We start from the raw sequence: 21,098 nt of genomic DNA on the forward strand, positions 1-21,098 counted from the left end.
TCATCGCGGATTCGTGGTGGACGCCCCGTCCAGGGCCTTGATGATCAGGTGGGCGGCACGGCCGAGTTCTTCGCGGACGTGGGGGGCGTCGATCTCTCCTGTCTCGGAGTTCACGTCGCCTCGCCCGACCGGTACCCCGACGCAGGCCTCGTCCACGACCGCCGCCCCGGTGTAGCCCAGGACGACGCGCAGCGCGCGATGGGCGCCCTGCGCACCGGTGGTGGACGACGAGATGTTGATCCAGCCCGCGGGCTTGCCGACGATCTCGACCCCGCCGACGGTCCAATCCAGCAAGTTCTTAAACGAACCGGGCAGATCTCCCGCGTACTCCGGCGTGCAGAACAGCAGCGCGTCGGCCTCGGCGATCAGCGCACGGAGGCGGACGACCTCGGAGGGAAGGGGGTCGACGTCGTCGTCCGGGTTGAAGTGGGGGAGCTTCATCAGATCGAGATAGGTCAGGCAGCGAGCCGCGGTAGGGAGGAGTTCGGGCACCGCCCGCACCACGGCGGTGTTGGTGGATCCTGCCCGTGTGCTGCCGCTGATCAAAAGGAGATTCATGGCGCGGCCTCTCTGGAGAGCGAGCGGGGCGGTGCCCGACGGCGGGTTCGGCTGCTCAGGCTAGAACCTTGACACCGGTGTCAAGGCAAATCCGGCATGAGCCAGGCGCAGGGCCGAACGGCGGCACCCGCGTCCGTACCCCCGCCTACCGCCGGCCGCGCCATGCAGGCCGTTTCACGCATCCCTGGTCACTCCTCGTACTCGGGTGCCTTGAGCACGATCGCGGAGTTGAAGCCGCCCGCGCCGCGGGCAGCCACCAGGACCGTGTCGAGCGTGCCCTCCCGGGCCTCGGTGACCAGGTTCAGGCCGTGCCGCCGGGCCGCCTCGCGGGCGTCGACGTTGACCGTGGGCGGCAGCATGCCGTGCCTGATCGCCAGCGCGGCCCAGGCGAGATCCAGTGGCGCGCCCCCCGAGCACAGCCGCCCGGTCATCGTCTTCGGGACGGTCACCGGCACCCGCCGGTCGCCGAACACCTCCCGCAGCGCCCGCGCCTCCAGTTCGTCGCCGGACACGTCGCCCGCCCCGTCGGCGAAGACGGCGTCCACGTCGTCGGGCGTGCAGCCGGAGCGGGCGATCGCCTCGCGCATCGCCCTGGCGTACTGGCCGGACTGCATGGGCGGGCGGGTGGCGTCGGTCGCGTCGTGGGTCGCGGCCGACCCCGCCACCTCGGCGTACACGGTCGCGCCGCGCAGGTGCGCGCGCCGCCACTCCTCCACCACCAGCATCGCGCCGCCCTCCCCCGGCACCTGCCCGGTGGCGTCCGGGGCGAACGGCCGGTAGGCGGTGGCCGGGTCGGGGTCGCGGCTCAGCGTCTGCTGCCCGGCCTGGCAGGCCATGGCGTACGGGGACAGCGGCGCCTCGGTGCCGCCGGTCACCACCACGCCGGTGCCCCTGCCGATCAGCCGCCGGGCCTGGGCCAGCGCGTCCACGCCGCCCGCCGCGTCGGCGACCAGGACCCCGCAGGCCCCCTTGAGCTGGTGCTTGATCGAGATCTGGCCGCTGCTGGCCGCGTAGAACCAGCCGATCGACTGGTAGGCGCTCACCGAGCGCGGGCCCTCCTTGTAGAGGGCGTGGATCTCCCGCTGCCCGAAGGCGTTGCCGCCGGACGCCGCCGCCGTCACCACCGAGAGGTGGAAGGGGAACTCCTTTCGCGTGTCCAGACCGGCGTCGGCCAGCGCCAGATCGGTGGCCGCCAGCGCCATCCACGTCCAGCGGTCGGTCTGGACGATCAGGCGGTTGGCCACGAACTCGGTCTCATCGAAGCCGGGCACCTGCCCGGCGACCCGCACCGGCAGGCCGGACGCGGTGCGGTCGGGCAACTCCCGGATACCGCTGCGCCCGGCCAGCCCGGCCAGCCAGTGGTCGGCCGTGCCGATGCCGGTCGGGGCGACCACCCCGATGCCGCTGATCACCGCCCGTTGCCGCACTCGTCACCCCCGGAACCTGGAAAAGATCATCGCTGACTGGAACCCGCCGAAACCGCTGCCCGCCGACAGGGCGTGCGCGACGGTCGCCTCCCTGGCCACGACCGGGATGTAGTCCAGGTCGCAGTGCGGGTCGGGAGTGGTGAGGTTGGCCGTCGGCGGTAGTACGCCGCGCTCGATCACCAGCGCGCAGGCGGCCATCTCGATGGAGCCGATGGCCCCGAGCGAGTGGCCGATCACCGACTTGATGGAGCTGATCGGCACCCGCCGCGCCGCCGCGCCGAGCGCCCGCTTGTAGGCGGCGGTCTCGTGCCTGTCGTTCTGTTTGGTGCCCGAGCCGTGGGCGCTGACGTAACCGATCTCGGCGGGGTCGAGGCGGGCCTGGTCCAGTGCCTCGCTGATCGCCTCGCCCAGCTCGAACCCGTCGGGCCGCAGCCCGGTCATGTGGAAGCCGTTGGCCCTTGCGGCGGACCCGGTGATCTCGCAGTAGATCCGGGCGTCCCTGGCCAGGGCGTGCTCCAGCTCCTCCACGATCAGCACCGCGGCTCCTTCGCCCAGCACGAACCCCTTGCGGTCGGCGTCGAACGGCCGGGAGGCCCGCTCGGGGTCGTCGTTGCTCGGGGTGGTGGCGCGGATGGCGTCGAAGCAGGCGACCGTGATCGGGGAGATCGGGGCGTCCGACGCCCCCGCGATCATGATGTCGGCCTCGCCGTCCTGGATGAGGGAGTGGGCGTGCCCGATGGAGTCGATCCCCGAGGTGCAGCCGGTGGACACCACTGCCGCCGGGCCGCACGCGCCGAACCGCACGGCCAGCTCGCTCGCCCCGCTGGCCGGGACCAGCGCGCTGTACAGGAACGGCAGCGCGTGCCGCGCCTCCACCTCCCAGTGGCGGCCGTGGTCGCTGGCCACGACGTACTCGTCCTCCAGCCGGATGGTGGCCCCGACCGCGCTGCCCAGCGACACGCCCATCCGGTCGTGGTCGATCTCCTCGCGGGTGAGGCCCGAGTCGGCGAACGCCTCATCCGCGCACGCCATCGCCATCAGCACGAACCGGTCCAGCCGCCGGAACTCCCGCGGGGTGAACCCGTGGGCGAGCGGGTCGAAGTCGCACTCGGCGGCGACCTGCGAGCGGAAGGGCGCCGGGTCGAACACGCTGATTCGCCGGATCGCCGGCTTGCCGCCGACGATCCGCGTCCAGAACTCCTCCCTGGAGCCACCGCCCGGAGCGATCACGCCCACTCCGGTGACGACGCTGCGGCGACCGGTCATGCCGGCTCCGCGGCGGGCTCGCCGAGCGTCTCGGTCTCCACGTGGCCCAGCTCGGGCCGGGGCGCCAGCGGGGCCAGGGTGAACACCACCAGCGCCTCGTCGTCGCCGGTGTTGACCACCCGGTGCCGTACGTTGCGCGGAATGAGGACGGCGTGGTCCCGGACGGCCGCGGTCGGCGTGCCGTCCAGGTCGATGCGGACCTCGCCGCGCGCGACGAACAGGTATTCCTCCGAGTAGGGGTGGTAGTGCTCGGTGATCCGCTCGCCCGGCCCGAGGCGCACCGCGCCGCAGAAGCCGAACGCCGAGCCCACCGTGCTGGGCGCGACCAGCGTGCGCAGGTCGCCGCCGCGCCGGCGGTTGGAGACCACGTCGTCGAAGCCCACGACGGCCTGGCGGCGCAGCCGCACCCGCTCGGCGATGAGGTCCATCTGGATACGGCTGTTGCGGTTGATGTGCTCGGTCATCCCGGCGGTGTCCACCGGCGCGCCCGGCTTCATGTGGAAGTCCTGGATCCACCGCATCCGGGTGCGGTCGGCCTCCAGCGCCTCGTAGGTCCAGGTGATGTTCATGAACTCGAACGGGCCGGTCTCCACCCGCCTGGCGCGCACGGTGTAGGTGTCGAGGTCCCACTCGCGGTAGGAGACCCACGACCACTGCCTGCCCTCCTCGTCGGGGTGCATGGTCAGCCGGAAGGTGACCGCGTTGGCCTCCTCCGACAGCACCTCGACCTTGGCGTACTCGGTGAACAGGTCGGTCCAGCCGCGCACGTCGTTGGTGTGCCGCCAGACGAACGCGATCGGGGCGTCGATGTCCACGGTGTTGTCGGTGTGGCCGATCATGCCGCACTCTCCAGTCGCTGGTTGACCAGGTGCTTGGCCTGCTGCGGGGACGTCTCGGCCGCCAGGTCGTCCTCGACGTCCACGCCGAACCTCTCCTGGATCCGCGTGGCGATCTCCATGCGGGCCAGGGAGTCGAGGTCGAGCTGTTCGAAGGTGAGCGAGAACGACTCGTCGGGCACGTCGGGTGACAGTCCGACCGCGGTGAGTAGCGTCCTGAGATCGTGATCGGTGAGAGCCTGTGACATGGGTCACTCCAGGGGGAATGGACTGATTTAGCGACTGATTTATCGACTGATTTCAGAAGGCCGGGCTCATAGGCCGCCCGCCAGGAGGTCGTTGACGAACCCGGTGGTGTGCCGCCCGTCGGCGAAGACCGGATGGCCCAGCAGCCGGCGGAGCAGCGGGATGGTGGTCCGCATCCCCGGGCCGTCCACGACGGTCTCGGCCAGCGCGCGTTCGGCCCGGGCGATGGCCTGCTCGCGGGTGCCTCCCCAGGCGACCAGCTTGGCGATCAGCGAGTCGTAGTAGGGCGGGACCGTGCCGCCCGCCACGAACCCCGCGTCCACCCTGATGCCGGGGCCGCCGGGGAGGTCCAGCCGATCCAGCCGGCCCGGGGTCGGCCGGAACTCGGCGCCGGGGTCCTCGGCGTTGATCCGGCACTCCACTGCCGCGCCGTCCAGGCGGACGTCGTGCTGGGTGTAGCCCAGCGCCTCGCCCGCGGCGATGCGGATCTGCTCGCGGACCAGGTCCAGGCCGGTGATCATCTCGGTCACCGGGTGCTCGACCTGGATGCGCGCGTTGATCTCCATGAAGGTCGCCGCGCCGTCCGGGGCCAGCAGGAACTCCATCGTGCCCGCCCCGGTGTAGCCGACGCTCAGCGCCCCGCGCACGGCGTGCCGCCCCAGCTCCGCGCGCTGCCCGTCGGACAGCCCGGGGGCCGGGGCCTCCTCCACCAGCTTCTGGTTCCTGCGCTGCAGCGAGCAGTCGCGCTCGCCCAGGTGGACCGCGCCGCCGTGGCCGTCGCAGAGGATCTGCACCTCCACGTGCCTGGCCCCCGGCACGTAACGCTCCAGGTAGACGTCGCCGTTGCCGAACAGGGCGCGGGCCAGCGCCACGGTCTCGCGGTAGGCGTCGCGCAGCTCGGCCGGTGAGCCCGCCACGGCGATGCCGCGCCCGCCGCCGCCCGCCGCGGCCTTGACCACCACCGGGTAGCCGGTGGTGGCGGCGGCGATCCGCTCGGCCTCGGCCAGGCTCGTCACCGGCCCGGCGCTGCCCGGCAGCACCGGGAGCCCGGCCTCGGCCATCAGGCCGCGCACCCGCGCCTTGTCGCCGACGCGTTCCATGACCTCGGGGGCGGGCCCGATGAACGTGATCCCGTTCTCCGCGCACACCCGGGCGAAGTCGGCGTCTTCCGACAGGAAGCCGTACCCGGGGTGGACGGCGTCGGCCCCGTGCCGCCGGGCCGCCTCGATCAGGCTCGGCATGTAGAGGTAGCTGCGCCGCGAGGGCGGCGGCCCGACGCACACCGCCTCGTCGGCGAACGCCACGAACGGCGCGCCGGCGTCGGCCGTGGAGTGGACCGCCACGCACGGGACGCCCATCTCCCGGCACGTCCGGGCCACCCGCAGCGCGATCTCGCCGCGGTTGGCGATCAGGATCTTCTTGAACGGCGCGCTCACGTCGCGCCCTCCACTCTGACCCGCAGCAGCTCCTGGCCGTACTCGACCGGCTGCCCGTCGGCCACCAGGATCTCCACGACCTCGCCCGGCCACTCGCACGGCACCTGGTTCATCAGCTTCATCGCCTCGACGATGCCCACCGGCTGCCCGGCCGAGAGCCGGTCGCCCTCGCGGACGAACGGGGCCTCGCCGGGCTGCGGAGCGGCGTAGAAAGTGCCGACCAGCGGGGCGCGTACGGCCTTCACCTGCGGATCGGCGGCGGCGGGAGACGCCGGCGCGGGCAGGGCGGGCGCGTCGTCGCCGAGCCGCGCGGGCTCCGCCGCGGCCGGGCGCGCCCAGGCGATCTCCAGCGAGCACTCCCCGACCCGCAGCGCGACCCGCTCGACCGCGCCGGGGATCGTCTTGACCAGGCTGCTCACCTCCGCCCGCAGCAGGCGCAGCTCCTCACCGCGCGCCGAGCCCGGCGCCATCGGCTCATCAGCCATCGGTCACCATTCCCAGCCGGCGGAATCTCGCGTGCCTGCGCTCCCTGCGGCCCGCGGCGGGCTCTTTGGCCTCCTCCTCGATCGCGGCGAGCAGGGCCGCGGCGAGGTTGGCCGCCACCGCCGCGTGGTCGGCCTGCGCCCCGCCGTACGGCTCGCGGATCACCCCGTCGGCCACCCCCATCCGCAGCAGCTCCGGCGCGGTCAGCCGCAGCGCCTCGGCCATGGCCGGGCCCTGGGAGGGATCGCCGCACAAGATCGTGGAGCAGCTCTCCGGACTGATCACCGAGTAGCAGGAGTGCTCCATCATCAGCAGCCGGTCGGCGACGGCCAGCGCTATCGCGCCGCCGCTGCCACCCTCGCCGGTCACCACCGAGACGACCGGCACCTGAAGGTCGGACATGCCGGCGATGGTCTCGGCGATCGCCCACGCCTGGCCGCGCTCCTCGGCCTCGACGCCGGGGGCGGCCCCCTGCGTGTCGACCAGCGTGACCACGGGCAGGCCGAGCCGGTCGGCGAGCCGCATCAGCCGCAGCGCCTTGCGGTAGCCCCACGGGTGCGGCATCCCGAAGTTGCGGGCGACCAGCTCGGCGGTGTCGTGGCCCTTCTGGTGGCCCACCAGCACGACCCGCACCCCGCCGATCGAGCACAGGCCGCCCACGATCGCGGGGTCGTCGCCGTGCGCGCGGTCGCCGTACAGCTCGACGAAGTCGTCGGCGATCAGCCGGACGTAGTCGAGGGTGGTGGGCCTGTGGATGTCGCGCGCGGTGCGGACGGTGTCCCAGGCGCTGGCGCCGGTGTCCAGCTCGGCGGGGTCGGTCACGACCGCCACGCCCGGCTCTCGCTCCGTGGGCGGAGCCGGGCCGCTCACCGGGGAGGCCAGGTCGAGCACGCGGGTCAGCAGCGGGCGCAGGGCCCCGCGGTGCTCCACCCGGTCCAGCAGGCCCTTGCCGAGGAGGTATTCGGCGGTCTGGAAGCCCTCGGGCAGCGGGCGGCCGGTGGCCGCCGCGATGACGCGCGGCCCGGCGAAGCCGATCAGCCCGCCCCGCTCGGCCACCAGGACGTCGCCCAGGGTGGCGAACGACGCGGTGACGCCGCCGAAGGTGGGGTCGGCCAGCACGCAGACGCGCAGCACACCGGCCCGCTCCAGGCGGCGCAGCGCCTGCGCGGTGGTGGCCATCTGCATGAGCGACAGCACGCCCTCCTGCATCCGCGCCCCGCCGGAGCAGGTGATCAGGATCAGCGGGGTGCGGGTGTCCAGGGCCTCGTCGGCCGCCCTGGCCACGGCCTCGCCCACCGCCGAACCCATGCTGCCGCCCATGAACCCGAAGTCCATCGCGAGCACGACGACCTCGTGCCCGCCGATGGCGCCCCGGCCGTGGCAGGCGGCGTCGGCCAGCGAGGTCGCGCGCCTGGCCTGGGCCAGGCGGACCGGATAGGGCCGTGAGTCGGAGAACCCCAGCGGGTCGCCGCCGCGTACGGCGGGCGCGGGCCGGAAGGAGCCGGGGTCGAGCAGCATGCGCAACCGGCGCAGCGCCCCCACGCGCCCGTGGTGCCCGCATTCGGGACAGACGTGCAGGTCGCGGGCGAGCCTCGGCACGTAGAGCAGCGAACGACAGCGCCCGCAGGCCGTCCAGCGCTCCTCGCCCTCGGCCGGGCCGCCGCCGCGCGGCCCCGTGGCGGGCGGCGGTTCGGGGACGGGCTCGGGCGGCGGTGCGGGCGGGGGCACGGGCAGCGGCGCGAGCCCGGACGCCGGGGCGTGCGGAGGTGCGGACTCGGGATCGGGCTCCCAGCGATCGACGATGAGGGTCCGGTCGGTCACGGTTGTCTCCAGTCGTGGCTAGTGGTGACTCCGGTCAGGACACCGGCCAGAACACCGCTCTGGTCACAGGCCACGCTAGGCAGCCCCGTCCGCCCTGTCGCCCGCCGACGACATGAACTCCCGTCTCCCCTTTCCGGTGGACACGATCGTCTGATCGAGGGAGTCCCAGCCCTGGCCCGGCTGGATGAGACCGCGCTCATACGCGTAGATGACGACCTGCACGCGGTCGCGCACGCCGAGCTTCTGGTAGAGGTGCTGGACGTGCGACTTGACCGTGCTCTCGCCCAGCAGCAGCATGCGGGCCATGTCCTCGTTGCGGTAGCCGCGCACCAGCAGCCGGAAGACGTCGACCTCCCGGTCGGTCAGCCCGATCAGCTCGGGCACCGCCGAGGCCGAGAGCACCGGCCTGCGGGCGAACTCCTCGATCAGCCGCCGGGTGACCGACGGCGACAGCAGCGCCTCGCCCGCCGCCACCGTGCGGACCGCGCCGACGAGCTGCTCGGTCGGGGTGTCCTTGAGGACGAAGCCGCTCGCCCCGGCCCGCAGCGCCTCATAGAGGTTTTCGTCCTGGTCGTACATCGTCAGGATCAGCACGCGGGTGACCGCTCCGCCGCCCGCGGCGGGCGGGCCGCCGTGCGCGGTGAAGATCTCCCTGGTGGCCTCCAGGCCGCCCATCCGGGGCATGTTGATATCCATCAGGACGACGTCGGGGCGCAGCGCGCGGACCTGTCTGATCGCCTCCACGCCGTTGGCCGCCTCGCCGACCACCGACAGATCGCGCACCCCCTCGAACGTCGCCCGCAGCCCGCTGCGGACCAGCGGCTGATCATCGACAATGAGCAGACGGACACATCTCATGAGCTTCCCCCGTCTCTGTGGATCGTCTGGCGTGCCCGCGCGCCTGCCGCAGGGCCTGCTCCTCGGCCGGCAGCCAGGCCTGCACCACGAAGCCGCCGGAGGTGAGCGGGCCGCAGACGAACCCGCCGCCCTCGGTGATCACGCTTTCCCGCAGCCCGGCCAGCCCGTGGCCGCCCGCCGCGCGCGGCACGTAGCCGGCGGGCCGCCCGCAGCCGTTGCGCACGCTCACCGAAAGCCGGTCGCCGCCGAACCCGAGCCGCACCCGGACCGTCGAGCCGTCGCCGTGCTTGAGCGCGTTGGTGAGCCCTTCCCTGACCACGCGCAGGGCGATGGCCTCGACCGGCTCGGGCAGCCTGCGCTCGGCGCCGGAGATGGCCAGCTCGACGGGACCGCCCGGCTCGTCGTGGGGCACCTGGGAGACCACCGTTGCCACCTGGGCCGACAGCGGGTCGGCGCGGTCGGGCGCGGCCTGCGCGCGGTCGCCGCGCAGCACGCCCACCGTGCGGCGCATGTCGGCGAGCACGACGCGGACCATGTCGTCGATCGACTCGGCCACCGGGCGCGCCTGCGGCGCGAGGGGCGGCAGCCTGCGGGCCTGCATCGCGATCATCAGCAGGCCGTGGCCCACCGTGTCGTGCAGCTCTCTGGCGATGCGGCGGCGCTCGCGTAACACCTCGGCCGCCACCGCGCCGGCCACCGGGCCCGCTCCGGCGTCGATCCGCACGGCGGCATCGATGTCGGCATTCGTGTCGGCATTCGTGTCGGCATCGGTATCGGCGTCAGCGCCCGCCTGCTCGGCCGCGCGCCCGCCGCCCCGCCCGATCGCGCGCAGCACCAGGGACGCGCCGACCGCCAGCAGCGCCCCAAGGGCGGCGGCGCCGAAACACTCTCTTCCCATCACGGCACCCTGGCTCCCGTTCAGCACCGAGTCGTGCACGCCGGCGACGTACACTAACTCATTGTTGCTGACCGTATGCGAAGAGTAAAGAGCGCGTAAGGTCCACTCGCCTCCCGACTGCGCGGACACGCCACGAAAGGGCGGCCGGCGCGGTGCGGGCGCCGGCCGCGGGGCCCGGTCAGGCGACGTGGACGGGGCCGGAGGCGCTGCGCTCGGCGATCATCGTGTGCAGCTCCATGCGCGCCGTACGCCGCAGCCGCCGCAGTCCGGCGGTGACCGTGTCCTGTTCCTCACTCCTCTCGAACGCCCGGAACGCCGCCCGGTCCACCCAGTCCGACGTGATCACGTACGTGGGCTCGGCCGCGTCGGTCCGGCACAGCGTCTGACGGACGCAGCCGGGCCACCGGCCGGCCCAGTCGGCCACCTCCGCCCAGGCCCGCTCGAACTCCGCGGTGTCGGCCGGCCGAACGGTGAAGACGAGCACCGCCCGCACCGGTGGCCCTGGATGGGGCCCGGTGTCCATCATCCGTCCTCCTAATGATCCGCCTGATGATCCGCTGAGGATCGTGATCCGTGGTCGCCGAATCTCATGAGCCGTCCCTGCCAGAGTTCCGCCGGAATCGGCCGCCGTCTTCCCGCCGCCGTACCGGTCGCCCCCTCCGTCGCGTGGTGGAGACGCTGGCCCTGCGGAGGTAGACAGCGCTGATAGGCAATGACCGTGGACCGGACGACCACGGGAGGAGACCCATGGAGTTGAAACTGGACGGCAAGCGCGCGCTGGTGACGGGGGGGACGCGGGGCATCGGCCGCGCCGTCGCGCTGACCCTCGCCGGGGCGGGCGCCGACGTCGTCACCTGCTACCGGCAGGAGTCGGAGGCCGTCGAGTCGATTCGGCGCGACCTCCGGCTGACCGGCGGCGACCACCATGTGATCCAGGCCGACGTGAGCGACCACGAGCGGGTCGCCCACCTTGCCGCCGAGTGCCGGGCCCGGCTCGGCGGGCTCGACGTGGTGGTCAACAACGCCGGCGCCATCTCGCACGTCGCGTTCGCCGACCTGTCCCACGAGGAGTGGCGGCGGATCGTGGAGACCAACCTCACCGGCGCCTTCTCCGTGGTCCATGAGACGCTGCCGCTGCTGTCGGCGGGCGGCTCGGTCGTCCTGATCGGCTCGCGGGTCGCCACGGTGGGGCTGCCGATGCGGGCCCACTACACCGCCTCCAAGGCGGGCCTGGTGGGGCTGTCGCGCACGCTGAGCAAGGAGCTGGGGCCCAAGGGCATCCGGATCAACGTGGTCCAGCCGGGCGTCATCCAGACCATCGACATCCCCGCGGGCCGGGCCGACCACTACAAGTCGATCATCAGCCTGGGCCGCCTCGGGCAGGCGGAGGAGGTCGCCAACGTGGTCGCGTTCCTCGCCAGCGACCTGGCCGGCTACGTGACGGGAGCTACCATCGACGTTGACGGGGGCACGTGATCGTGCCCCGGTGCGGGCATGAGGAGGTCGTTTGGTGACCGGCCGTATCCGTGTGCTGCTGTGGTACCGCGTGCCGCCGGAGGCCGAGGCCACGCTGACCTCCGGCTACCACGCCATCGCCGAGGCCATCGCGGGCACGCCCGGGCTGCTCTCGACCGAGCTGTGGAGCTATCCGGGCGACCCGGGGGCGTTCGCGGTGACCAGCGAGTGGGCGAGCCGCGAGGAGTTCGAGCGGTGGGAGCGCAGCCCCGGCCACCGGCCCGCGACCGCGCCGCTGCGCCCCTACTACGATCCCGAGCGCTCGGTCGAGGTGATCGAGATCGCCTCGGCGTCGGCGGGCGGACCGGCGGCCAGGGCCCGCACTACTGCCGGGTGAAGCCGATGTCGGCGTACCGCAGGTCGTGGAAGCCGCGCGCGCCCGCGTTGGCCAGGCCCGAGCGCACCGCGACGTTCTGGGGGCGCTGGTAGAGCGGCAGGACGTTCACCTGCCGCCAGATGAGCGCGTCGGCCCGGTTGGTGAGCGTGCGGGCCTCGGCGGGGTCGAGCTCCCGGCTCGCCTTGCGCATGGCCGCGTCGATCCCGGCACCGCCGATGCGGCCTAGGTTGGCGTTCCAGTGCTTACGCCCGCCGGGGGCGCGCACGCCGTCGGCGTACAGCCCCTGTGAGCTGGACAGCGGGTACGGCGTGCCGATGTAGGAGAAGGGCGCGATGTCGTAGTCGCCGGGGATCACGTACTTCGCGAAGAAGTCGTCGCCGGGGACCTCGCGCAGCGTGAGTTCGATGCCGATCTCCTTGAGCATGGCCTGCGCCAGCTCGCCCTCCGACCGGCCGAGCTGAAGGCCCTGCGGGATCAGGAAGGTCAGCCGGAGCGGCCTGCCGTTCTTCTGCCTGACGGTGGGCGCGGTCAGCGCCGGGCCGCCCGCCTGGGCGGGCAGCCGCCAGCCCGCCTGGTCCAGCACCCGCCGCGCCGCGGCCGGGTCGTGCCGGCCGATCTCGGCCGCGTTGGCGCGGTAGCCCCGCTGGCTGGGCATGAAGAAGTGGTTGTCCAGCGGCTCGCCCGGCCAGTCCAGACCGGCCAGGTCGGAGCGGGCGATGGCCGCGCGGTCGATGCCCATCGCGACGGCCCTGCGCACGGCCGGGTCGGACAGGATCGGGCTCTCGCCATTGAAGGTGAAGTGCCGGAAGTCGGGCCCCGCGGCCTGGCGGACCCGCGCGTCCGGGACGTTCTTGGCCTTGCTGTAGGCGGGGGCGGACGCGCCGACGTCGGCGATGTCCAGCTCGCCCGCGGCGAACGCGCCGGGCAGCGCGCCGGCCGGCATGGCGCGGAAGACGATCCGGTCGAGCTTGGCGGGCCGGCCCCACCAGGCCGGGTCGCGGACGATGGTCACCGTCCGGGCCGCCGGGTCGAACGCGCCGAACTTGAAAGGTCCCGCGGTCACCGGCAGCGCGTTCAGCCAGGACCGGTCGAACGCCTGGCGGTCGGCGTTGGTGCCCTTGGGGTAGAGCGGCGTGAACAGCGAGCGCCAGTCGGCGAACGGCCGGGTGAAGGTGATCACCACCTGGTGGTCGTCGCGTCCCTTGGCCACGCTCTTGATGTCCCGGTAGCCGGTGGTGGACGCGACTCTGCGGCCGTCGCCCCTGCCGTCCAGCGCCTTCCACTGGGCCTCGAAGTCGGCCCAGGTGATCGGGGTGCCGTCGGACCAGCGCGCCTTCGGGTTGAGGGTCAGGGTCACCACCTGCCGCGGCCGGGTGGAGGTGAGCGCGGCCTCGGTCACGTAGTCGGGGTCGGGGGTGACCACGGCCCGCTCGTCGGAGCGGAACGGCGCCGGCATCAGCGCGTCGGTGACCAGCTCGACCTCGGGCAGGTTGCCGTCCACGTGGTTGCGGTTCCACTGGAGCGGGAAGTCGTCGATCCCCCAGCGCAGTACGCCGCCGTCGGCGACCCGCTCCCGCGGGACCGGGTTGATGTCGGACGGCCTGGCCACCGTGGGCACGGCCTGCTCCGTCCGCTCCCCACCGGAGCCACAGCCCGAGGTACCGGCCAGCGCGCCGACGGCGAGCACGACGGCACCTCCCGACCGCAAGTGCCGGATCTTTCCCACAATCCCCTCCCAAGTCACGCGCGCATGACCCGCCCGGCGGAAACCACCGTTCGCCCCCGATCACCGCTGCGCTACAGAGTGTAATCACAACAGCCCGCACAGCGATCGTTTCCGCCGCGCCCCCGCGCGGCCATCGATCGGACATCACCCCTGGTGACGATGGCCAGGTCGGCACAGGCGGCCATCACAGATGGCGTCGTGCGGAGTGATGGGACCTTCCCGCGGCCGAAGTGGCCGACCTGCGCGACACCCGATTCGAACGTTCCCGTTCACCCCACCCGACGGAACGCCATCACACCGCGCCGCATCGCAGCCCGCCCGGACAACGACCGACTCAACCGGCCAGCACCCAGATCGTCGACCAAGCCCGGCACAGGCCGCGCGGTCAACGATCGGCCGGCTCACCACCGCGGCTTGTGGTCAGATCGGCCGCACCCACGGGATCACCGTGAGCGGCCGAACCGACATCGCGGCCCGGCTCGGACAGACGATCAGGCGAACGCGCCGTCGCCCAGGTCGTCATCCAGATCCCAGCGATCGGACGTCATCGCCGGTGATGACGGCCAGGTCGGCCGCACTCGCGAGGAACCGGACGCCACGGCCCGCCCGAAACGACGACCGGGCCGGCCCCATCGCCTCGGCCGCGAGCGGCGAACCGGGCATCGCGGCCCGCTCCGGCAACGGCCAAGGCGGCCGGTCACCGCCCAGGCGTCGCGTGGTCAGCGGTCGGCGAGTTCGTCCACTGCGGCGCGGACGTCGTCGCTGGTGATGGTGGTGAGGTCGGCGGCGGTGGCGGTGTCGCCGCGGGCGGCGAGGCGGACGTCGCGGCGCATGGCGGCGCGCTCGAACAGCGAGCGGGCGAAGCGGCCGTTGCCGAGGTTGTCGATCAGGCCCTCGCCGCAGACCCAGGCGAAGACCTCGGCCAGGTCGCGCCCGGCCGCCTCGTCGAAGCGGTCGCCCGCCTGTTCGGCCAGCAGGCCCGCGATCTCGGCCAGCTCGTCGGGCGCGTAGGAGGGGAAGCCGACGCGCTGGTTGAACCGGCTGGCCAGGCCGGGGTTGGTGGACAGGAAGGCGTCCATCTCCCTGGCGTAGCCGGCCAGCACGATCACCAGCCGGTCGCGGTCGTCCTCGGCCCGCTTGAGCAGGGTCTGCACGGCCTCCGCGCCGAAGGCGTCGCCGCCCGCGTAGCCGGTGTTGATCAGGCTGTACGCCTCGTCGATGAACAGCACCCCGCCGATCGCCCGGTCGACCAGCTCGTTGGTCTTGATCGCGGTCGCCCCGAGGTGCTGGCCCACCAGGTCGGCGCGCTGTGCCTCCACGACGTCGGGCCGGGCCAGCAGGCCGAGCGCGGCGAAGATGCGGCCCAGGATGCGGGCGACCGTGGTCTTGCCGGTGCCCGGCGGGCCGGTGAAGACGAAGTGCCGCATCTGCGGCGGGGTGGGCAGGCCCTGTTCCTGGCGCATCCGCGCCACTCGGAGCTGCGCGGTGATGGCGTGTACCTGCCGTTTGACCGGGTCGAGCCCGGCCATCCGGTCGAGGTCGGCCAGCGCCTCCTCCAGGGTGGGGATCGCCGCGAACCCGCGGAACCTCGCGGTCAGCTCGTCGAACGCCTTGGTCACGTCGGGGGTCGCGGTGACCACCAGGTCGTCGGCGCTCGGCGCGCCGCCCGCGCCCACCACCCGCACGTCGCGCGCCTGGGCGGCGGCCTCCACCAGACTGCGGGCGAACCTGGCGTTGCCCAGGTCGTCCACCAGCCCGCGGCGCTCGACGTCGGACAGCAGCCCGGCGAGCACCGGACGCGCGTCGGCGGCGAGCCTGTCGCCCCGGGCGCGCTGCAGCTCCTCGGTGATGCCCAGCAGCTCCTCGGCGCTGTAGCTGGGGAACTTGACCCTGGTGGCGAACCTGGAGGACAGCCCGGGGTTGGACGACAGGAAGGAGGTCATCTCCTTCTCGTAGCCGGCCAGGATGATGATCAGCCGGTCGCGGTCGTCCTCGGCCCGCTTGAGCAGGGTCTGGACGGCCTCCGAACCGAATCTGTCGGCCTGCCCGTCGCCGGTGTTCATCAGGCTGTACGCCTCGTCGATGAACAGCACCCCGCCGAGCGCCCGGTCGATCAGCTCGTTGGTCTTGATCGCGGTCGCCCCGAGGTATTCGCCCACCAGGTCGGCCCGCTGCGCCTCCACCACGTAAGGCGTCTCCAGCAGCCCGAACGCGTAGAAGATCTTGGCGAGGGTGCGGGCCACGCTGGTCTTGCCGGTGCCCGGCGGGCCCGCGAAGACGAAGTGGCGCATCGGCCGCTCGGTGGTGTAGCCCGCCTCGGCGCGCAGCCTGGACGCCTCGATGGACGCGGCGATCGAGCGCACCTGCTCCTTGACCGGCAGCAGTCCGATCATGCGCTCCAGCTCGCCCAGCGCGTCTTCCACCGAGATCGGCGGCGGCGCGGCGGCCTCGGCGGAGGCAGCGCCCTGCTGCGGGGCGCCGTCGCGGGCGCGGGCCTGGACCGGCTTGGCCTCGCCCGCGGTGAGCGCGGCGCGGACCCTGCGGGCGGCGGCGAACCGGTAGGCGAGCACCACGGCGGCCCCGGCCCAGGCCCCCCACAGCGCGACGATCGGGGAGGCCAGGAACAGGGCCCCGGCCAGCAGGCCCGCCACCACCAGCGCGGCCAGCGCGGTGGCCCACGGGGGGACCCAGCGGATCAGGTGGGCGACGCCCGCGACGACGCCGCCGAGCAGCATCATCAGCATGGGGGCGAAGGACTGGCTGCCGAACATGCTCTGGAAGACCGGCAGCAGCATCGCCCATCCGGCCACGACCAGGGCCGTGGCCGCCGCCCGGGGGAAGCGCAGGGTGAGCGCGAGGAAGCCGAGCACGATGAGGGTCAGCAGGAGGGCCTTGTCGAGCTGCCAGCCGAGCGCGATGGCGACCCCGACGGAGGCGATCGCCACGACGACGTAACCCGCCCGCCGGACGCCCGGTGATATCTGGAAATAGCGAACTCGGATCTGCTCGAACAGACCCCTGGCCGCTGCACGCCCCGTCGGCCGGGCCCTGCCGGAATCCCGCATCACGCCTCCCCGGTCCGCCCCCGGTTATACCGCACGGGAGCGACATTTGGGCGCCTGCGTCGCCCGGCGTTTCGCCGTGGCGGGCCGCGTGCTACAGAGCCGGCCGGACGCCGGTGCCCGGCCCGGCCCGTCGTCTCACGGGCTCGCCTGGTGAATCGCTCGGAGGAATGCCTGGTGCCGGTCAGGCGCGGCCCGGCCGGTCACCATGGTGCCTTCCCTGATGGCGGCCCGGGTATTCGCCGATGACGACTTCCTTCGGCGTCACCCGCAGCACCTCGGCCTCGGGGTCACCGAGGGCTATCCCGCGCACCTCCGCCCAGAACCGGCGTTCCATCGGATCGGTCACGAAGACCGCCACCTTGGGGTCGCGCTCGGCGGCCTGCCAGGCCTCGTCGGCGGCGATCAGCCGGAGTTCGCCCGCGGGGCCGACCGAGGCCACGGCCCCGACGGCCAGGGCGCGGGGGCCGCTCGCGTCGGTGTAGGCGAGGACCACGCCGCGGGAGGAGGTGAACGCCCGTCGTACCTCCTGGCTCAGGCCCACGCCGGGACGGACGTCGGCGGGGGGCCACGTCCCGCAGCCCTCGCACATGACCAGGGAGGGCCGCCACGGACCCGGGGAGCCGCGCCACCAGGCCCGTACCGCGCGTAGCGCGAACACCAGCGCCATGGCGAGCAGCGCGGCCAGGCCGGTTCGCCAGCCCCACACCGCGACCGGTACGGGCAGGACCGCGGCCGACAGCCCCAGGCAGGCCACGAGGAGCAGGGCCAGGGCCACACCGAGGGAGGGGTCGGCGGCGAGGACGGTCCGCGTACGGCCGGATAGTCCGGCGGACCGCCTGATCCGCGCCAGCGCGAGCGGCACGAGCAGCGCGCCGAGCCCGGCGTACGGCCGTCCGGCGCCCGCCGCCACCCCCGCCAGCACCAGCGTGACCGACCAGGCGCGGACCGCCAGGATCCAGATCGCCACGGCGGCGTCGCGCCTGGCGGTGCGCTCGGGCAGCGCGGCGGCGAACTCCGCGAGCGCGCGTACGGGCCTGCCCCGCCACCCTTCGGCCAGTACGCGGACCACCGCCAGGGCGGGCGCGTTGCCGAGCACCAGCCCGGCCGACCCCGCCCACACCACGCCGGGGGTCTCGGCGGGCAGTGCGGCGACGGCGACCGCGTACGCGAGCACCACCAGCGGCGTCACGCCCACCGCCACGCCGAACCACAGGTCGCGCCCGAGCATCCCCGGCACGTATCTCCAGGTCCGTATCCTGCGGGCCTGCCGCAGGGTGAGCGCCGCGACGATCACGAGCACCAGCAGCCCGCCGGCTCGGGCCTCGGCGCGCAGGCCGGTCGGCGCGGCGACCGCCATCGCCGCCGCCAGGGCCAGGGCGAGCAGCGCGCGTACCTGCCTGGACCACACCTCCAGCGCCCGCCGTGCCCGGCCGGTCTCCCGGGGATCGACCGGCCAGTCGTCGTCGTGGTGGCCGCGCGGGCGTTCCCAGCGCAGCAGGGTCAGCCCGAGGTTGATCCGCGCCGCCGGATGCCCGGGGGCCTCGCGCAGCGCCGCCCGGTACGCGGCGGCCGCCCGCCCGTGCTCGCCCCTGAGCAGGGCCAGGTCCCCGGTGAGTACGCGGACGTCGGGCTCCTCGGGGGCGAACCAGAGCGCCTTGGCCGCCTCGTCCCACGCCTCGCGCCTGCGTCCGGGGATCCGGCGCAGGGCCGACGCCGAACGCAGCCGGGCGGGCCACGACCCCGGCGCCAGCAGCACGGCCCGCTCGGCCGACTCCACCGCCTCCTGGTCATGTCCGAGGCGTTCCAGCGCCAGGCTCTCGATGCGATGCGCCCATTCCAGCCGCTGGTCGCGGGCCAGCGCCTGCCGGGCCGCCTCCAGCGCGGAGTCCGGCTCCCCCGCGTTCAGCCGCGCGACCGCTGAAACACACCACTCGCGCGGATTGTCGGGATTGCGGGGGACCCATGCGGCGACAGGCCCCGGTCGGGGCGGCCGGGCCGTCTGCTCGCGGTCCCTGTCCACGATCGCAATGGTCCGTGTGAGATCACCGTTTGCCTAGGTCCCCGACACATGGCTGTATCTCTCTAGAGAGGTAGTCGCTTCTAGATCACACCTTGTCCGCATCTGTGGGGATTGGCGTATCCGATCCGCATACCACATGACACATCCTTCGATGCCCGCCCCCGGGCGGGGTGCGATGGCCTAAGCTGCCACGCATGTTCGTGCGGGCCGGGTCCCCCTGAGCGGCCATGATCACGTTCGGGATGGTCGCCGACTCCCAGGTTCAGCGGGCCGGGAGCGGCATGCGCCGCCGCCGGGTGAGCCGGTGGGCGGTGCTCGCGCTGCTGTGCTTCAGCCTGCTGCTGATCGCGGTGGACGCCACCGTCCTGCACATCGCGGTCCCCGCGCTCACTGCCGCCCTCGAACCCACCGCGATCGAACTCCTCTGGATCATCGACGTCTACTCCCTGGTGGTCGCGCCACTGCTGATCACCTTCGGCACCCTCGGCGACCGGTACGGCAGGCGCAGGCTCGTCCTGGCCGGTTACGCGGTGTTCGGGATCGCCTCGGCGGCCGCGGCCGCGGCGGGATCTCCGGCCGTGCTGATCATCGCCAGGGCACTGCTCGGCGTGGGCGGCGCGATGATCATGCCCGCCACGCTGTCCATCATCCGTGAGGTGTTCACCGACCGCAGGGAGCGGGCGTTCGCCCTCGGCGTGTGGAGCGCGGTCGCGGCGGGCGGGGCGGCGGTCGGCCCGCTGATCGGCGGCGTGCTGGTGGAGCACGCCTGGTGGGGCGCGGTGTTCCTGATCAACGTACCGATCCTGCTGGTACTGCTGCCCGCCGCCGCCCGGCTGCTGCCCGAGTCCACCGGCGCGGACGCCACCCGCCACCGCTGGGACGCGCCCAGCGCCGCGCTCTCCGTGCTGGGCATCCTGGCGCTGGCCTTCGGCCTGAAGGAGGCGGGCTCAGGGCACGTGCTCGGCGTGGGTCCCGCGCTGGCGATCTTCGCCGCCGGGGCGGGCCTGCTGGCCGTGTTCGTGCGCAGGCAGCGGCGGCTGGCCCACCCGCTGCTCGACGTGGAGCTGTTCGCCCGCAGGGGCTTCTCCACCGGCGTGGCCACCGTGCTGCTGGCCGTGTTCGCGCTGGTCGGGCTGGAGCTGATGCTCGCCCAGTACCTCCAGCTGGTGCTGGGCGACAGCCCGCTGACCGCCGCCGTGCGGATGCTGCCGCTGATGGTCGCCGCCGTCGTGGGCGGCCTCTCCGCCGCCCGCCTGCTGCGCCGCTGCGGGCTGCGGGCGACCATGGGCGGCGGGCTGGCGCTCACCGCGCTGTCCCTCGCGCCGACCCTGTGGTGGGGCACCGAGAGCCACCCGGTGCTGCTGACGCTGTGCTTCGCGGGCATCGGCTTCGGCGTGGAGGTGGCGCTGCTGGCGGCCTCCGACACGATCATGGCCGCGGCCCCCGAATCCCGCGCGGGCGGCGCGGCGGCGATCGAGGAGACCGCGTACGAGCTGGGCGCGGGGCTCGGCATCGCGGTGCTCGGCACGATCACCACCGTCGTGTACGCGCCCGCCGTCCCCGGCCTCGCGGGCGTGTCCGCGGCGGCCACCGCCCAGGCCCGCCAGTCGCTGGCCGCCGCCGCCCACGTCGCCGAGCAGATCGGCGGCACGGCCGGCCGCGCGCTGCTGAAGGCGGCGCGCGAGGCGTTCGTCGGGGCGCTGCACTCGGCGATCGGCGTCAGCATCGCGCTGCTCGCCTGTACGGCGCTGGCCGCCGCGGTCCTCGCGCCCCGCAGGCCACCGGACGACGACCCCTCGTGATGTTCGGACCACCCCCCGGGAGGGCAGTCGGTTATGGGCAACCACGACAGGGCGGGGAAAGATGAGTGACGTGCACCGTACTCTCCACGACCTCGCCTCGCTCGCCGCCAGGCTGGGCGTGGGCGGCATATTCTTCGCCACCGGCTGGCACAAGCTGGAGGCCGGGCTGACCGCTACGGCGGGGCAGTTCGCCACGCTCCAGGCCCCGGCCCCGCAGGTGTGGGCGGCGGTGACCATGCTGACCGAGCTGATCGGCGGGGCGCTGCTGGTCGCGGGCCTCGTGGTGGGGCCGTGCGGGCTGCTGCTGTTCGCCGAGGCGCTGGCCGTGTTCGTGATCGCGAGCGGCGACCAGAGCCTGCCGCTGACCGGCGACGTCGATCTGATCATCGCGCTGGGCGCGGCCTCGATCCTGCTGTCGGTGGGCGGGGCCGGGCGGCTGTCGGTCGATCACATGGTGGTGATCAAGCGCCGCGAGGCGGAGGAGGCCGACGACTTCGCCGCCGACGCCGAGGCGGACCACGTACTGGCCTCCTGGCGCGAGGCCGACCCCGCGCCCGCCGTGACCGCCGCGCCCGGCGAGGAAAAGGACAAGGCGGCCGAGCCCTCTTCCGCGGAGTCCGGCGGCCCCGCCCGTGCCCCGAAGCCCCGGCCGTCCACCGCCAAGCCGCCGGAGGACCCTCCGTCCGGCGACACGCTGGTGGCGGGCGCCCGCGACACCGCTCCCCAGCGCCCGCCCGCGCGCAAGCCCGGAGGCCGCCGCCCATCGACGCCACGCGCGACGGACGACGGCTCCTGAAGGCGTGA

18 protein-coding genes are annotated in these 21,098 nt (G+C 73.6%); 4 read left to right on the plus strand and 14 right to left on the minus strand.

The genetic code is table 11. The annotated features are described in order from the left end of the window. The 11 genes from DP939_RS13720 to DP939_RS13770 form a co-directional block, all read right to left on the minus strand. Complete coding sequence (locus DP939_RS13720; protein ID WP_113981035.1) at positions 1 to 558, minus strand: NADPH-dependent FMN reductase; 558 nt, start codon at positions 556 to 558, stop codon at positions 1 to 3. Between the two features lie 188 nt (positions 559 to 746). Continuing rightward, entirely contained in the window at positions 747 to 1,985 is a 1,239-nt protein-coding gene (locus DP939_RS13725; RefSeq protein ID WP_113981036.1) for a beta-ketoacyl synthase N-terminal-like domain-containing protein, read from the minus strand. Positions 1,986 to 1,988: 3 nt separating this feature from the next. Further along, entirely contained in the window at positions 1,989 to 3,251 is a 1,263-nt protein-coding gene (locus DP939_RS13730; protein ID WP_113981037.1) for a beta-ketoacyl-[acyl-carrier-protein] synthase family protein, read from the minus strand. After that, complete coding sequence (locus DP939_RS49110) at positions 3,248 to 4,090, minus strand: cupin domain-containing protein (protein WP_113981038.1); 843 nt, start codon at positions 4,088 to 4,090, stop codon at positions 3,248 to 3,250. The genes DP939_RS13730 and DP939_RS49110 overlap by 4 nt, the downstream gene beginning before the upstream one ends. Next, positions 4,087 to 4,335, minus strand: coding sequence for an acyl carrier protein (locus DP939_RS13740; protein WP_113981039.1), 249 nt, complete (start codon positions 4,333 to 4,335; stop codon positions 4,087 to 4,089). Before DP939_RS13740 ends, DP939_RS49110 begins: the two co-directional genes overlap by 4 nt. A 66-nt stretch (positions 4,336 to 4,401) precedes the next feature. Further along, the gene (locus DP939_RS13745) at positions 4,402 to 5,769 is read right to left on the minus strand and encodes an acetyl-CoA carboxylase biotin carboxylase subunit (RefSeq protein WP_199565141.1); all 1,368 of its coding nucleotides are present in this window, start codon (positions 5,767 to 5,769) and stop codon (positions 4,402 to 4,404) included. Then, the gene (gene accB / locus DP939_RS13750; RefSeq protein WP_199565142.1) at positions 5,766 to 6,254 is read right to left on the minus strand and encodes an acetyl-CoA carboxylase biotin carboxyl carrier protein; all 489 of its coding nucleotides are present in this window, start codon (positions 6,252 to 6,254) and stop codon (positions 5,766 to 5,768) included. The genes DP939_RS13745 and accB overlap by 4 nt, the downstream gene beginning before the upstream one ends. Continuing rightward, positions 6,247 to 8,073: an acetyl-CoA carboxylase carboxyl transferase subunit alpha gene (gene accA, locus DP939_RS13755; protein WP_225878232.1), complete on the minus strand. Its 1,827-nt coding sequence runs from the start codon at positions 8,071 to 8,073 to the stop codon at positions 6,247 to 6,249. The genes accB and accA overlap by 8 nt, the downstream gene beginning before the upstream one ends. Before the next feature lie 75 nt (positions 8,074 to 8,148). Then, on the minus strand, positions 8,149 to 8,931 hold the full coding sequence (locus tag DP939_RS13760) for a response regulator (protein ID WP_113981041.1): 783 nt from the start codon (positions 8,929 to 8,931) through the stop codon (positions 8,149 to 8,151). Beyond that, the gene (locus DP939_RS13765) at positions 8,900 to 9,829 is read right to left on the minus strand and encodes a sensor histidine kinase (RefSeq protein ID WP_147267982.1); all 930 of its coding nucleotides are present in this window, start codon (positions 9,827 to 9,829) and stop codon (positions 8,900 to 8,902) included. Before DP939_RS13765 ends, DP939_RS13760 begins: the two co-directional genes overlap by 32 nt. 178 nt (positions 9,830 to 10,007) lie before the next feature. Beyond that, positions 10,008 to 10,355: an antibiotic biosynthesis monooxygenase family protein gene (locus tag DP939_RS13770; RefSeq protein WP_113981043.1), complete on the minus strand. Its 348-nt coding sequence runs from the start codon at positions 10,353 to 10,355 to the stop codon at positions 10,008 to 10,010. Positions 10,356 to 10,576: 221 nt separating this feature from the next. On the opposite strand from DP939_RS13770, the gene DP939_RS13775 reads away from it, so the two are divergent. Together DP939_RS13775 and DP939_RS13780 are read left to right on the plus strand one after the other, a co-directional pair. Next, a complete protein-coding gene (locus DP939_RS13775; RefSeq protein ID WP_113981044.1) occupies positions 10,577 to 11,305 on the plus strand; it encodes an SDR family oxidoreductase in 729 nt (242 codons plus the stop codon). 34 nt (positions 11,306 to 11,339) lie between these two features. Further along, entirely contained in the window at positions 11,340 to 11,681 is a 342-nt protein-coding gene (locus DP939_RS13780; protein ID WP_199565143.1) for an antibiotic biosynthesis monooxygenase family protein, read from the plus strand. On the opposite strand, the gene DP939_RS13785 is transcribed toward DP939_RS13780, so the two are convergent. From DP939_RS13785 to DP939_RS13795, 3 genes are all read right to left on the minus strand, one after another. Then, the gene (locus DP939_RS13785) at positions 11,668 to 13,389 is read right to left on the minus strand and encodes an ABC transporter family substrate-binding protein (protein ID WP_225878233.1); all 1,722 of its coding nucleotides are present in this window, start codon (positions 13,387 to 13,389) and stop codon (positions 11,668 to 11,670) included. The two genes, DP939_RS13780 and DP939_RS13785, sit on opposite strands and share 14 nt — an antisense overlap. A gap of 737 nt (positions 13,390 to 14,126) precedes the next feature. Beyond that, positions 14,127 to 16,472: an AAA family ATPase gene (locus DP939_RS13790; RefSeq protein WP_113981047.1), complete on the minus strand. Its 2,346-nt coding sequence runs from the start codon at positions 16,470 to 16,472 to the stop codon at positions 14,127 to 14,129. Positions 16,473 to 16,653: 181 nt separating this feature from the next. Beyond that, positions 16,654 to 18,492 carry a tetratricopeptide repeat protein gene (locus DP939_RS13795; protein WP_199565144.1) on the minus strand — a complete coding sequence of 613 codons (1,839 nt, stop codon included), beginning with the start codon at positions 18,490 to 18,492 and terminating at the stop codon, positions 16,654 to 16,656. Positions 18,493 to 18,719: 227 nt separating this feature from the next. On the opposite strand from DP939_RS13795, the gene DP939_RS13800 reads away from it, so the two are divergent. Both DP939_RS13800 and DP939_RS13805 read left to right on the plus strand, forming a co-directional pair. Further along, positions 18,720 to 20,294: an MFS transporter gene (locus DP939_RS13800; RefSeq protein WP_113981048.1), complete on the plus strand. Its 1,575-nt coding sequence runs from the start codon at positions 18,720 to 18,722 to the stop codon at positions 20,292 to 20,294. Positions 20,295 to 20,355: 61 nt separating this feature from the next. Continuing rightward, positions 20,356 to 21,090 (plus strand): DoxX family protein, encoded by a 735-nt coding sequence (locus DP939_RS13805; protein WP_113981049.1) that lies wholly within the window; start codon positions 20,356 to 20,358, stop codon positions 21,088 to 21,090. Positions 21,091 to 21,098 lie beyond the last annotated feature (8 nt).

Origin of the sequence: Spongiactinospora rosea (assembly GCF_003315795.1) — a bacterium.
Lineage (GTDB): Bacteria > Actinomycetota > Actinomycetes > Streptosporangiales > Streptosporangiaceae > Spongiactinospora > Spongiactinospora rosea.

Bases quoted from the DNA above. Each gene is read 5' to 3' on its own strand.
- DP939_RS13720 (WP_113981035.1), bottom strand. From the start codon at position 558: ATGAATCTCCTTTTGATCAGCGGCAGCACACGGGCAGGATCCACCAAC.
- DP939_RS13730 (WP_113981037.1), bottom strand. From the start codon at position 3,251: ATGACCGGTCGCCGCAGCGTCGTCACCGGAGTGGGCGTGATCGCTCCG.
- DP939_RS49110 (WP_113981038.1), bottom strand. From the start codon at position 4,090: ATGATCGGCCACACCGACAACACCGTGGACATCGACGCCCCGATCGCG.
- DP939_RS13740 (WP_113981039.1), bottom strand. From the start codon at position 4,335: ATGTCACAGGCTCTCACCGATCACGATCTCAGGACGCTACTCACCGCG.
- accB (WP_199565142.1), bottom strand. From the start codon at position 6,254: ATGGCTGATGAGCCGATGGCGCCGGGCTCGGCGCGCGGTGAGGAGCTG.
- DP939_RS13760 (WP_113981041.1), bottom strand. From the start codon at position 8,931: ATGAGATGTGTCCGTCTGCTCATTGTCGATGATCAGCCGCTGGTCCGC.
- DP939_RS13765 (WP_147267982.1), bottom strand. From the start codon at position 9,829: ATGGGAAGAGAGTGTTTCGGCGCCGCCGCCCTTGGGGCGCTGCTGGCG.
- DP939_RS13770 (WP_113981043.1), bottom strand. From the start codon at position 10,355: ATGATGGACACCGGGCCCCATCCAGGGCCACCGGTGCGGGCGGTGCTC.
- DP939_RS13775 (WP_113981044.1), top strand. From the start codon at position 10,577: ATGGAGTTGAAACTGGACGGCAAGCGCGCGCTGGTGACGGGGGGGACG.
- DP939_RS13790 (WP_113981047.1), bottom strand. From the start codon at position 16,472: ATGCGGGATTCCGGCAGGGCCCGGCCGACGGGGCGTGCAGCGGCCAGG.
- DP939_RS13800 (WP_113981048.1), top strand. From the start codon at position 18,720: ATGATCACGTTCGGGATGGTCGCCGACTCCCAGGTTCAGCGGGCCGGG.
- DP939_RS13805 (WP_113981049.1), top strand. From the start codon at position 20,356: ATGAGTGACGTGCACCGTACTCTCCACGACCTCGCCTCGCTCGCCGCC.